The sequence below is a fragment of the Streptomyces sp. NPDC058620 genome (genome assembly GCF_042717135.1).
In the GTDB taxonomy this organism is placed as follows: Bacteria; Actinomycetota; Actinomycetes; order Streptomycetales; family Streptomycetaceae; genus Streptomyces.
Genome location: NZ_JBHXQO010000022.1, coordinates 63,652 through 75,202, shown reverse-complemented (window position 1 = coordinate 75,202; position 11,551 = coordinate 63,652). Strand labels below are relative to the sequence as shown.

The window sequence follows — 11,551 nt, the reverse complement described above, 5'->3', positions numbered from 1 at the left end:
CTTGAGGACCAAGCCCGTACGGCGTTGCGGAAGGCGGGTGCGCCCGTGAGCGGTCAGCCCTTGCTGGCGGTCTCCGGAGCACCGTTCGTCCGGGGCTCGCCGGAGTCGTCCGTGGCATCCGTCGAGTCGGTGGAGTCGGTCGGGTCGGTCGGGTCGGTGACCTTGTCGGCATCAGCGGCATCAGCGGCGTCCGTGCCGGCGCCGGCGTCACTGCCGGCGTCGCCGTCCTTGGACAGCTCGACCCGGCCCCGGTCCTCGGGCTCGACGATCTCCTCGCGGCCCGGCCGTACCTTCGCCGAGATCACGATGTACGTCACGGCGAGCACGAAGACGATGATCGAGGTCCACACGTTGAGGCGGAGCCCCAGCACGTGGTGGGCCTCGTCGACCCGCATGTACTCGATCCAGGCACGGCCCGTGCAGTACGCCGCGACGTACAGCGCGAACGCCCGCCCGTGTCCGAGCTTGAACCGGCGGTCCGCCCAGATGACCAGCAGCGCGACGCCGATGCACCACAGCGACTCGTACAGGAAGGTCGGGTGGTAGGTGCCCTCGACCCGGTTCGGGCCCTCGCTGATCTTCAGCGCCCAGGGCACCTCGGTCGGCTTGCCGTAGAGCTCCTGGTTGAACCAGTTGCCCCAGCGGCCGATGGCCTGGGCGAGAGCGATACCGGGTGCGAGCGCGTCGGCCCAGGCGGGCAGCGGGATTCCGCGGCGACGGCAGCCGATCCAGGCACCGACCGCGCCGAGCGCGATCGCGCCCCAGATACCGAGGCCGCCTTCCCAGATCTTGAAGGCGTCGACCCAGTTCTCACCGTCACTGAAGTACAGCTGGTAATCGGTGATGACGTGGTAGAGCCTGCCGCCGACAAGTCCGAAGGGCACGGCCCAGACGGCGATGTCGGCAACTGTGCCGGCTTTACCGCCCCGGGCGACCCAGCGCTTGTTGCCGAACCAGACGGCGACGAAGACACCGATGATGATGCAGAACGCGTAGCCGCGAAGGGGGATCGGGCCGAGATCGATCACACCGGTCGACGGACTGGGAATGAAGGCAAGGTTCATGACGGGGTCGACGCTACCTTGCCGAGCGGGACGTACGGCAAGCCGTCCGGCAACTTCTGGGTAACGGGGCACCCCGTACGGCCCCGCCTTCCTCCCTCGTCAGGAGGCCGAAGGCGTCGGAGTGACCTTCGCCGGCTTCTTGCCCTTGTTGGCCTCGGCGACCCACTTCTTGAGATTCGCCTCCGAGATCTGCTGTCCGTCCTTGCTGGGAAAGATCGACTCGCCGTTGAGCAGGGCGGTCGGCGTGCCCTGGAATCCGCCGTTCTGGAAGGCCGTGTTGGACTTCTGGACCCAGGTGTCGTGCGTGCCGCCCTCCACACAGCTGCGGAAGGCCGGGGTGTCGAGGCCCTCGACCTTGCCCGCCAGCTCGATCAGCTTGCTGTTCTTGCCGAAGGCGTCGTCGGACTCGGCGGGCTGATTGGCGAAGAGCACGTCGTGGTACTCGGGGAACTTGCCGGCGTCCTGCGCGCAGCCCGCCGCGTTGGCGGCCCGCAGCGATCCGCTGCCGCCGAGGTTCCCGTCGATGATCGTGGCGAGGTGGTACTCGACCTTGATCTGGCCGCTGCTCTGCAGCTCGTGGATCGTCTCGCGGAAGGCGGTCTCGAACTGGGCGCAGACCGGGCAGCGGAAGTCCTCCCAGATCGTGAGCGTGGACGGCGCGTCGTCCGCCCCGACCTGGAGCGAGAGGCTGTCCTTGCCGGTCGCGCCCGAGGGCGCCACCGCGGGCCCCGCCCCACTGTCCTCGTCGTCCTTGCCCGCGTTGGCGGCGATCAGGCCCACCACGGCCGCCAGGCCCAGCACTCCCACCACCGCGCTCGCGACGATCAGCGTGCGCCGACGGCGCTCGCGCGCCCTCTCCCGCTCACGCTGCTGGCCGAGCCGGTCGCGCGCGGCCCTGTTTCCCTCACGGTTCTCGCTCACACCCGCAGCAACGAACCGGGGAGGCACGGGCGTGCCTCCCCGGTCCAGGTCCACCCGTACGGGTTACTCCCGGTGTCAGCGCTTTCGAACGCCTTCGGCCAGTTCGCCCGCCAGCGCGCGGACCGCTTCCAGACCGGCTGCCTCGTCGGGGGCGTCCAGCATCCGCTTGACGAAGGCCGAGCCGACGATCACGCCGTCCGCGAAGCCTGCGACCTCGCGGGCCTGCTCGGCGTTGGAGACGCCGAGCCCCACACAGACCGGCAGGTCCGTGGTGGCGCGGGTACGCCGCACCAGGTCCTGGGCCTGCTCGCCGACCGACACGCGGGTGCCGGTGACCCCCATGAGCGAGGCCGCGTAGACGAAGCCGGAGCCCGCCGCCGTGATGGTGGCGAGGCGCTTGTCCTGACTGCTCGGCGCGACGACGAACACCGTCGCGAGGCCGTGCTTGGCCGCGTGCTCACGCCATACCGCGGACTCCTGGACCGGCAGGTCGGGCAGGATGCACCCGGCGCCGCCCGCCGCGGCGAGCTCGGCGGTGAAGCGTTCGATGCCGTATCGGTCGATCGGGTTCCAGTACGTCATGACGAGGACCGGGATGCCGGTCGCCTCGTACGCCTCGCGGACCGTGCGCATCACGTCGGCGATCCTGACGCCGCCGCGCAGCGCGATGTCGTCGGCGGTCTGGATGACCGGTCCGTCGAGCACCGGGTCGCTGTGCGGGAGGCCGATCTCGACGATGTCCGCGCCTCCGGCGACGACCGCCTTGACCGCGGCGATGCCACCGTCCACGGTCGGGAATCCGGCGGGCAGGTACGCGATGAGCGCCGCTCTGTCCTCCGACCTGGCCTTCGCCAGTGTCGTGCTGAGCAGTTCCGTGTTCCCGCCGTGGTCGCTCACTTGTCCCCCTCCGCGTCGTACAGCCCGAAGTACCGCGCCGCCGTGTCCATGTCCTTGTCGCCGCGGCCGGACAGGTTGATGAGGATCAGCCCGTCCTTGCCGAGCTCCTGTCCGAGGTCCAGGGCCCCCGCCAGCGCATGTGCGCTCTCGATGGCCGGGATGATGCCCTCGGTGCGGGAGAGCAGGCGCAGCGCCCGCATGGCGGCGTCGTCGGTGACGGCGCGGTACTCGGCGCGGCCGAGGTCCTTCAGGTAGGCGTGCTCCGGGCCGATGCCCGGGTAGTCGAGTCCGGCCGAGATCGAGTACGGCTCGGTGATCTGGCCCTCGTCGTCCTGGAGGACGTAGGACCGCGACCCGTGCAGGATGCCGGGCTCGCCCGCGGTCAGCGTCGCCGCGTGCTCACCGGTCTCCACACCGTGTCCGGCCGGCTCGCAGCCGACCAGACGGACCCCGGCGTCGGGGATGAAGGCGTGGAAGAGGCCGATGGCGTTGGAGCCGCCGCCGACACAGGCGACCGCCGCGTCCGGCAGCCGGCCGGCCCGCTCCAGGAGCTGCCGCCTGGCCTCGACGCCGATCACCCGGTGGAAGTCGCGGACCATCGCCGGGAACGGGTGCGGGCCCGCGACGGTGCCGAAGAGGTAGTGCGTACGGTCCACATTGGCGACCCAGTCACGGAACGCCTCGTTGATGGCGTCCTTGAGCGTCCTGGAACCGGACTTCACCGCGATGACCTCGGCGCCGAGCATCCGCATCCGCGCCACGTTCAGCGCCTGGCGCTCGGTGTCGATCTCGCCCATGTAGATGGTGCAGTCGAGCCCGAAGAGCGCGCAGGCGGTCGCCGTGGCGACGCCGTGCTGGCCCGCGCCCGTCTCGGCGATGACCCGGGTCTTGCCCATGCGCTTGGTGAGCAGCGCCTGGCCCAGCACGTTGTTGATCTTGTGCGAGCCGGTGTGGTTCAGGTCCTCGCGCTTGAGGAAGACCCGTGCGCCGCCCGCGTGCTCGGCGAAGCGCGGAACCTCGGTCAGCGCGCTGGGCCGTCCGGTGTAGTTGACCATGAGCTCGTTGAGCTCGGCGGCGAAGTTCGGATCGCTCTTCGCCTTGTCGTACTCGACGGCGACCTCGTCCACCGCGGCGACGAGCGCCTCCGGGATGAACGTGCCACCGAACGCGCCGAAATAGCCCTCTGCGCTGGGGATCAGACCCTCGGGGTCCGGAATGAAGAAGTCGGACGACATGCGACATGCTCCTCGACATTGCGACGGGTGGTTTCACCGTATGCGCCGTGAGCGGAGCGCCACGCCCACCGGGGTGCGGTCGGGGTGGTGCGGTCGTGCGGGTCCCCCGTCTGCGACGAGGGGTGACGGCCGGGGCTCGCTACGACGCGGACCCCGTGCGCCATCGCATGCCGTTGACCTGTCCGGGCTCGTCGCCGATCACGTACCGCACACGCCGGCCGTGCACGCGCCTGGCGGGGGCGCGGCAGCCGCGGGGGCGGCAGCCGCGCGCCAGCGGCGCGTGCGGGACCCGGGCCGTCGCCCCGGCGGGGCGCAGGCCCGGCCGGACGCGGCGGACGGAACGGTCGGCGGACACCGGGAGGGTCAGCCCCGTCCGTGCCGGAGTGCCGGGTGGGCCCCCGCGGCGACCAGGTCGGCGACGGCGGCCCGCGGGTCGCGGCCGGTGACCAGGGACTCACCGACGAGCACCGCGTCGGCGCCCGCGTTGGCGTAGGCGATCAGGTCGTGCGGGCCGCGGACTCCGGACTCGGCGACCTTGACGATGTGGTCGGGGATCTCGGGGGCGACGCGCTCGAAGGTGGAGCGGTCGACCTTGAGGTCCTTCAGGTTGCGCGCGTTGACACCGATGATCTTCGCGCCGGCGTCGACTGCACGCTCCGCCTCCTCCTCGTCGTGCGCCTCGACGAGCGGCGTCAGTCCGATCGACTCGGCGCGCTCGATCAGCGAGACCAGGGCCTCCTGGTCGAGGGCGGCGACGATCAGCAGGGCGAGGTCGGCGCCGTAGGCGCGGGCCTCCCACAGCTGGTACGAGGTGACGATGAAGTCCTTGCGGAGGATCGGGATGTCGACCTTCGCGCGGACGGCCTCCAGGTCCGCGAGCGAGCCGCCGAAGCGGCGCTCCTCGGTGAGGACGGAGATGACGGACGCGCCGCCGGCCTCGTAGTCCGCGGCGAGCGCGGCGGGGTCGGCGATCGCGGCCAGGGCCCCCTTGGAGGGGCTGGAACGCTTGACCTCGCAGATGACGGTCACGCCCTCGCCGCGCAGTGCGGCGACCCCGTCCTTCGCCGCGGGAGCGCGGGCCGCGCGCTCCTTGAGCTCGTCGAGGCTGACGCGCGTCTGCCGCTCCGCGAGGTCGGCGCGAACGCCTTCGATGATCTCGTCGAGCACACTCACGCGAGCGGCCCCCTTCCGGAACGGTGATGACGGTGATGAGAGAACAGGATCAGCCATACCGATGGTATCCGCAGGAGGCCGTTGGGTCCTCATCGTGCCGGCACGCGTCCCACTACCTGGGCATTCATGGCGCCAGGGCTGATCCGAACGGCAGGTTCCGGACGACCGCGAAGATCAGCAGCAGCGCGCCGACACCCCACCAGTACGCCGGGGCGAGCGCGATGCGCAGGGGCTCTCCCCGGCTCGCGCGGACCGTGCACAGCACCCAGACGACGGCGAAGGCGGCGTAACCGACGACGGCCACCGCGTTCGCGCCGAGCGCGGTCGCGAGGTCGCCGTGCGCGACGGCGTGGGCGCTGCGAAGTCCGCCGCAGCCGGGGCAGAGCACTCCGGTGAGCTGGAGCAGCGGGCAGACCGGGTAGTGGCCCGGCTCGTTCGGGTCGACCGTGCCCACGTAACCGAAGGCTCCGACGACGAGGGCCAGCACGCCGACGGGCGTGGCGAGCCGCCTGAGCCGGGAGGCGGGCACAGGGGCGGGTGCGTACGGCGGTGGCCCGGCCGGGGGCGGGGCGGCGTCTTGTGCTGGCGAGGCGTCCACCCGGTGATTGTCCCCGTTCATGCGGAAAGGCGCAGCCCGGGCCGGGCTGCGCCTCGCGTGGTGTTTCCGGTGGCCGGAGGTCAGGAGGTCTGGGCCTGTCCCGCCTGCGCCCTGGCCTGCGCCATTTCCGTCGACTCCTTCGGCATACCGAGACCGGCGGCCCTCATGGCGAGACCGACGATCCCGCCGATGAAGACGACGGCGATGCCGGCCCAGAAGCCGAGCGGGTTGGCCGCGACCATGAAGACGCCTGCGACACAGAAGCCGATGAACGCGATGATGACACCGGTCCAGGCGGCCGGGGTGTGTCCGTGGCTGGTGCCCGCCATGAGTTGCTCCTCGTTGGTGTTGCGCTGAAGGTATCGCTGTACGGAAAGCTCGGTCCCATTGTCCCGTACGTGCCGGTAGGACGTGAGCTGGGGGTCATGCCTCGCGCGTCGGGTCCTCGCCGCGGTCCAGGGCCTTCCACAGGTCCTCGGGCCGGTCGGGGTCCGGGGCGGCGGCTGCCGCCTTGCGGGGGCGGGGGGTGCCGTCGCGCTCGTACCGTCCCGACATGGTGGGCCAGCGGCTTCCGTAGCGCAGGGCGAGCAGCCCCGCGAGGAGGATCAGCAGCCCGCCGACGGCCGTGACGTACGGCCAGGCGGTGTGGGTCAGGGCGTCGATGGTGGCCGAGGTGTTGCCGGTGGTCTGCGCGGCCTTCTCGTCGAGTGCCGCGCTGTCCGACGCGCCGAACCCGGCGCTCAGACCGGCGCCCAGGCCGCTGAGGGCCAGGAGTCCGGCGACGAGCACTCGGCTGCCGCTCCGGACGGCGAACACGGCGACCAGGGCGGCCAGCGCGACGATGGCGAGGGCCGCGGGGAGCCCCGTGACGTCCTGGCCGTCGGCCGTCAGGGGCAGGGTCCCGCCGCCGACGGCGGCCTCGCCCTCGGCCCACGTCTGTCCGGACGCGAGCAGTACGACGGTCGCGCCTGCCGCCCCGAGCAGCAGGGCGGCGGCCAGGCTTCGGCGGCTCCCCGCGCTGTCGGGCGCGGTGGCGGCTCGGGCACGGGTCTGGGGTACGGGCACAGCACTCACGTACCCCACTATCCCTTACGTCCTCAGAGGGCGTGGAGGCGGTTGGCCGTGTGGACGGCGCGGAGGACCGCGGCGGCCTTGTTGCGGCATTCGGTGTCCTCGGCGACCGGGTCGGAGTCGGCGACGACGCCCGCTCCGGCCTGGACGTACGCGGTGCCGTCGCGGAGCAGGGCGGTGCGGATGGCGATCGCGGTGTCGGAGTCGCCCGCGAAGTCGAGATAGCCGACGCAGCCTCCGTACAGACCGCGCCGGGTCGGTTCGAGCTCCTCGATGATCTGCATCGCGCGCGGCTTGGGCGCTCCTGAGAGGGTGCCCGCCGGGAAGCAGGCGGTGAGGACGTCGAACGCGGTGCGGTCCTCGGCGACGCGGCCGGTGACGGTGGAGACGATGTGCATCACGTGCGAGTACCGCTCGACGGACATGAAGTCGACGACCTCGACGCTGCCGGGTTCGCAGACCCGCCCCAGGTCGTTGCGGCCGAGGTCGACGAGCATCAGGTGCTCGGCGCGCTCCTTGGGGTCGGCGAGGAGTTCGTCCGCGAGCGCCTGGTCCTCCTGCGGGGTGGCGCCGCGGTGCCGGGTGCCCGCGATGGGGTGGACCATGGCCCGCCCGTCCTCGACCTTGACCAGGGCTTCGGGGCTGGAGCCGACGACGTCGAAGCCGTCGAAGCGGAAGAGGTACATGTAGGGCGAGGGATTGGTGGCGCGGAGCACCCGGTAGACGTCCAGGGCGCTCGCCGTGCACGGGGTCTCGAAGCGCTGGGAGGGCACCACCTGGAAGGCTTCGCCGGCCCTGATGCGCTCCTTGATGTCCTCGACCGCGTCCTGGTAGGCCGGGCCGCCCCAGAGGGCGGTGTACGGCGGGAGCTCGGAGGGCGGCAGTGCGGCGGGGGCGTTCTCGACGGGGCGGCGGAGGTCCTGTTCCATGGCGTCGAGCCTGGCCACGGCGTCCGTGTACGCCTCGTCGACACCGGTCTGCAGGTCGTTGTGGTTGATCGCGTTGGCGATCAGGAGGACCGTGCCGTCCCAGTGGTCGAGAACGGCGAGGTCCGAGGTGAGCAGCATGGTGAGCTCGGGAAGCCCGAGATCGTCGCCGCCGTGCTCCTCGATCCGCTCGAGGCGGCGCACGACGTCGTAGCCCAGGTAGCCGACCATGCCGCCGGTGAACGGGGGCAGCTTCTCGTCGGCGGCCAGGTCGCGCGGGGTGTGGAGCGTCTCGATGGTGGCGCGCAGGGCGTGCAGCGGGTCGCCGTCGGCGGGGACTCCGACGGGCGGCGTGCCGAGCCAGTGGGCCTCTCCGTCGCGGGCGGTCAGGGTGGCGGCGCTGCGGACGCCGATGAAGGAGTAGCGGGACCAGGTCCGGCCGTTCTCCGCGGATTCGAGGAGGAAGGTGCCGGTGCGTTCGGCCGCGAGCTTGCGGTAGAGCCCGACCGGGGTGTCGCCGTCCGCGAGGAGCCGGCGGCTGACGGGGATGACGCGCCGGTCGACGGCCAGCTTGCGGAAGGTCTCAAGATCCATGGCCGGTGACCTTACTGCGCGAGGGGGAGGACGTCGGCGTCGAAACAGGTGCGGTCGCCCGTGTGGCAGGCGGCGCCCGTCTGGTCCACGCGGACGAGGACGGTGTCGGCGTCGCAGTCGAGGGCGACGGACCTGACCTGCTGGATGTGGCCGGAGGTGTCGCCCTTCACCCAGTACTCCTGGCGGCTGCGGGACCAGTAGGTGCAGCGGCCCGTGGTGAGGGTGCGGTGCAGCGCCTCGTCGTCCATCCAGCCGAGCATCAGTACCTCGCCCGTGTCGTACTGCTGGGCGATGGCCGGGACCAGTCCGTCGGCGCCACGCTTGAGGCGGGCGGCGATGGCGGGGTCGAGGTTGCTGGCGGGCGTGCCGGGCGACGGCGTGCCGGGGGTGGGCGTGCTGGTCATGTGGCCATTGTGCCGTGACGGGGAGGGCCGTCCGGGCGGGCGTCCACTGGGCGGACCGCGGGGCACGGTCGTACGCTGGCGAATATGTCGACCCATGCGAAACGTGAACGTCTTCTGTTCGCCGACCTGTTGGAGGCGGCGGGCCCCGATGCGCCTACTCTCTGCGACGGCTGGCGTACCCGTGACCTGGCCGCTCATGTGGTGGTGCGCGAGCGCCGTCCGGACGCGGCGGGCGGGGTTGTGCTGGGAGCACTCAAGAACCGGCTGGAGCGGGTGCAGGCCGAATTCGCCGCGAAGCCGTACGAGGAGCTGATCCAGCTCATCCGTACGGGTCCCCCGCGCATGTCCCCGTTCGCCCTCAAGCAGGTGGACGAGGCGGCCAACACCGTCGAGTTCTACGTCCACGCGGAGGATGTCCGCCGGGCCCAGCCGGACTGGTCGCCGCGCGAGGTGGACCCGGTCTTCGCCGATGTGCTGTGGTCGCGCCTGGAACGGACGGCCCGTCTGGTGGGCCGCCGGTCCCCGGTCGGCCTTGTGCTGCGCCGCCCGGACGGCCAGACCGCGGTCGCCCACAAGGGCTCCCCGGTGGTGACGGTCACTGGCGAGCCGGGGGAGCTGCTGATGTACGTGTTCGGGCGCCAGGACACGGCGAAGGTGGGCCTGGAGGGCGACGAGGACACCGTGGCCAGGCTGCAGCTGTCGCAGCTCGGCATGTAGGGCGCGGGGCCGCCCGTCCCGGTGCGGGTTCTCGGCGCGGCGGAGGGCGGCGACGGCCAGGCCGGCGGCGCCTCCCGCCGCGCCGGGAACCGCTGAGGCCACGAGGACGGGGCCGGTGCCCGGGCGGCGCCGGCCGCCCTCGTGACGGGCAGCCGGAAGACGTGCCTGTCCGTATCGCGCACGCTTTACCGCGCGAAGAACGCTGTGCGGTTCCGGCGGGCGACCGGTTCCTGCCGGCGCGAGCCCAGCAGTCCCAGCACGAAGCCGACGGGGATCGTCACCAGGCCCGGGGTCTGGAGCGGGAACAAGCGGAAGTCCCACTCCGGGAAGAGCGCGACGGGCGTACCCGAGACGGCGGGCGACAGCGTCATCAGGACGAGGATCAGCGGCAGAGTCCCGTACACGATCCAGCGCACCCCCCGGGCGGTGAAGTCCGGCCGGAAGAGGGCGTACAGCAGCACGGGCGGCAGGATCGAGGCCGCCGCTGCGAAGGAGAGGGAGAGCAGCACCTGGGGGTTGCGGTCCTGGGTGTACGTCGATGCCAGGACGCCGAGTGCGCCGATCGCGACGACGGTCCAGCGGGCCCGGCGGATCTCCCTGCGGGACGCCTTTCCGGCGCCCTGGGCGCCGGACCGCACCGCGAAGTCGCGGGCGAGCGACGAGGCGGCTGCCAGGGTGATGCCCGCGACGGCGGCCAGGGTGGTGGCGAAGGCGGCACAGGCGACGAGGGCGAAGAGCGGGCTGTGCCTGGGTCCGTCGGCGCCCGGGTCGAGGGCGCCGGTGACCAGGAGCAGGGCGGTGTTGCCCGCCGGGTCGGCGGCGCGCAGGACGCCGTGGCCGAGCAGGGCCGATGCGCCGAGTCCGACGACGACGATCCCGGCGCACAGGAGGGCGACCGGGCCCACGGACCAGACGGCGGCGCGGCGCGCGGTGTAGGCGTCCCGCAGCGGATACAGCCGCATCATGATGTGCGGCATGCAGGCGGCGCCGAGGACGAGCGTGCACTGGAAGCCGACGAGGTCGAGGCCGCCGGCGAACCCGTGGCCGAACTGGAGCCCGGGGAGCGCGTAGGCCCCGCCCTGGCCGCTGCCGTTCCGCGCGGCCTCGAAGAGGGCGAACGGGGACCAGCCGTACCGGGCGAGTACGAGCCCCGCGAGCAGGGTGACGGCGGCCAGGACGACGCCGACCTTGAGGATCTGGATGTAGCCGGTCCCGCGCATGCCGCCGAACGCCGAGTAGCAGATCATCAGGGCGCCGCTGGCGACGGTGCAGCCGGTGAGCGCACCGTCCGGCAGCCCGAACATCGCGGTCATGACGTGTCCCGCGGTGGTGAGCTGCACCAGCAGGAGGGGCACGAGGACGACGAGGGTGGTGACGCCGAGCGCCCGGCGCACGGAGCGGTCGCCGAGCCGGTCGGCCAGGAAGTCGCCGAGGGTGAACACGCCCTTGCTGCGCATCCGTTCGGCGAGTACGCGCATCACGAGGACCAGCGAGGCGACCGTCGCGAGGGCGAACAGCACTCCGTCGAATCCGGCCAGCGCGACCGAGCCGGTGGTGGAGAGCAGGGTGGCGGCGGAGATGTAGTCCCCGGCGATGGCGAGCCCCCCGCCCACGGGGCCCAGGGCCGCACCGCCGCCCGCGTAGAAGTGCTCGGGGTCGTCCTGGTCGGCGGCGGCCAGACCGCACAGGAGCAGGGACACGGCGACGAACCCCAGGAAGATGACGACCGCGAGGGACCGCGCGTCGAACGCGCCGCTCATCGGTGGGGCTCCGGTGCCGGAGGCGTGGATGGTGTGGAGGAAGACATGCCGGTCACGGCACCAGCCGGCCGGGACGGGGTACAGCGGCCGGAGCCGGGTGGGGGCGTGGGGACAGGGTGCCGGGAGGAGGTCTGTGCGGGGGCACAGGCGGGCGCGCGGCGCGGGTGCGCGCCCGCCTGTGCCCCCGTCGG

The 11,551-nt window shown here is 72.2% G+C and carries 13 protein-coding genes; 1 reads left to right on the top strand and 12 read right to left on the bottom strand.

The window, feature by feature from the left end:
- Nucleotides 1-53: 53 nt before the first annotated feature.
- The 11 genes from lgt to hisI all read right to left on the bottom strand — a co-directional run bounded on the left by lgt (nucleotide 54) and on the right by hisI (nucleotide 8,883).
- Entirely contained in the window at nucleotides 54-1,064 is a 1,011-nt protein-coding gene (gene lgt, locus ACFWSK_RS21205; RefSeq protein WP_383788393.1) for a prolipoprotein diacylglyceryl transferase, read from the bottom strand.
- A gap of 99 nt (nucleotides 1,065-1,163) precedes the next feature.
- Nucleotides 1,164-1,985 carry a DsbA family protein gene (locus tag ACFWSK_RS21200; RefSeq protein WP_383788391.1) on the bottom strand — a complete coding sequence of 274 codons (822 nt, stop codon included), beginning with the start codon at nucleotides 1,983-1,985 and terminating at the stop codon, nucleotides 1,164-1,166.
- A gap of 75 nt (nucleotides 1,986-2,060) precedes the next feature.
- Nucleotides 2,061-2,882 (bottom strand): tryptophan synthase subunit alpha, encoded by an 822-nt coding sequence (trpA, locus tag ACFWSK_RS21195; protein ID WP_383788388.1) that lies wholly within the window; start codon nucleotides 2,880-2,882, stop codon nucleotides 2,061-2,063.
- Nucleotides 2,879-4,117: a tryptophan synthase subunit beta gene (trpB, locus tag ACFWSK_RS21190; protein WP_383788386.1), complete on the bottom strand. Its 1,239-nt coding sequence runs from the start codon at nucleotides 4,115-4,117 to the stop codon at nucleotides 2,879-2,881. Before trpB ends, trpA begins: the two co-directional genes overlap by 4 nt.
- A gap of 139 nt (nucleotides 4,118-4,256) precedes the next feature.
- A complete protein-coding gene (gene trpM, locus ACFWSK_RS21185; protein WP_383788383.1) occupies nucleotides 4,257-4,472 on the bottom strand; it encodes a tryptophan biosynthesis modulator TrpM in 216 nt (71 codons plus the stop codon).
- Nucleotides 4,473-4,480: 8 nt separating this feature from the next.
- Nucleotides 4,481-5,290: an indole-3-glycerol phosphate synthase TrpC gene (gene trpC / locus ACFWSK_RS21180; protein ID WP_383788380.1), complete on the bottom strand. Its 810-nt coding sequence runs from the start codon at nucleotides 5,288-5,290 to the stop codon at nucleotides 4,481-4,483.
- A 124-nt stretch (nucleotides 5,291-5,414) separates the two neighbouring features.
- Nucleotides 5,415-5,888, bottom strand: a complete 474-nt coding sequence (locus ACFWSK_RS21175) for a DUF2752 domain-containing protein (protein ID WP_383788377.1) — start codon at nucleotides 5,886-5,888, stop codon at nucleotides 5,415-5,417.
- A gap of 80 nt (nucleotides 5,889-5,968) precedes the next feature.
- Nucleotides 5,969-6,217 (bottom strand): HGxxPAAW family protein, encoded by a 249-nt coding sequence (locus ACFWSK_RS21170; RefSeq protein ID WP_383788376.1) that lies wholly within the window; start codon nucleotides 6,215-6,217, stop codon nucleotides 5,969-5,971.
- A 94-nt stretch (nucleotides 6,218-6,311) separates the two neighbouring features.
- Complete coding sequence (locus ACFWSK_RS21165; protein ID WP_383788373.1) at nucleotides 6,312-6,971, bottom strand: TIGR02234 family membrane protein; 660 nt, start codon at nucleotides 6,969-6,971, stop codon at nucleotides 6,312-6,314.
- A gap of 14 nt (nucleotides 6,972-6,985) precedes the next feature.
- Entirely contained in the window at nucleotides 6,986-8,479 is a 1,494-nt protein-coding gene (locus ACFWSK_RS21160; protein ID WP_383788370.1) for an anthranilate synthase component I, read from the bottom strand.
- 11 nt (nucleotides 8,480-8,490) lie between these two features.
- Nucleotides 8,491-8,883, bottom strand: coding sequence for a phosphoribosyl-AMP cyclohydrolase (gene hisI / locus ACFWSK_RS21155; protein ID WP_383788367.1), 393 nt, complete (start codon nucleotides 8,881-8,883; stop codon nucleotides 8,491-8,493).
- An 84-nt stretch (nucleotides 8,884-8,967) separates the two neighbouring features.
- On the opposite strand from hisI, the gene ACFWSK_RS21150 reads away from it, so the two are divergent.
- Nucleotides 8,968-9,600, top strand: a complete 633-nt coding sequence (locus ACFWSK_RS21150; RefSeq protein ID WP_383788365.1) for a TIGR03085 family metal-binding protein — start codon at nucleotides 8,968-8,970, stop codon at nucleotides 9,598-9,600.
- A 185-nt stretch (nucleotides 9,601-9,785) separates the two neighbouring features.
- Here ACFWSK_RS21150 and ACFWSK_RS21145 read toward each other — a convergent pair whose 3' ends face one another.
- Nucleotides 9,786-11,360 (bottom strand): cation acetate symporter, encoded by a 1,575-nt coding sequence (locus ACFWSK_RS21145; RefSeq protein ID WP_383788362.1) that lies wholly within the window; start codon nucleotides 11,358-11,360, stop codon nucleotides 9,786-9,788.
- Nucleotides 11,361-11,551: the final 191 nt, after the last annotated feature.

What these genes read in the sequence shown, in the direction of transcription:
- lgt (WP_383788393.1), bottom strand. Translation starts at nt 1,064, where the DNA reads ATGAACCTTGCCTTCATTCCCAGTCCGTCGACCGGTGTGATCGATCTC.
- trpB (WP_383788386.1), bottom strand. Translation starts at nt 4,117, where the DNA reads ATGTCGTCCGACTTCTTCATTCCGGACCCCGAGGGTCTGATCCCCAGC.
- ACFWSK_RS21170 (WP_383788376.1), bottom strand. Translation starts at nt 6,217, where the DNA reads ATGGCGGGCACCAGCCACGGACACACCCCGGCCGCCTGGACCGGTGTC.
- ACFWSK_RS21160 (WP_383788370.1), bottom strand. Translation starts at nt 8,479, where the DNA reads ATGGATCTTGAGACCTTCCGCAAGCTGGCCGTCGACCGGCGCGTCATC.
- hisI (WP_383788367.1), bottom strand. Translation starts at nt 8,883, where the DNA reads ATGACCAGCACGCCCACCCCCGGCACGCCGTCGCCCGGCACGCCCGCC.
- ACFWSK_RS21150 (WP_383788365.1), top strand. Translation starts at nt 8,968, where the DNA reads ATGTCGACCCATGCGAAACGTGAACGTCTTCTGTTCGCCGACCTGTTG.
- ACFWSK_RS21145 (WP_383788362.1), bottom strand. Translation starts at nt 11,360, where the DNA reads ATGAGCGGCGCGTTCGACGCGCGGTCCCTCGCGGTCGTCATCTTCCTG.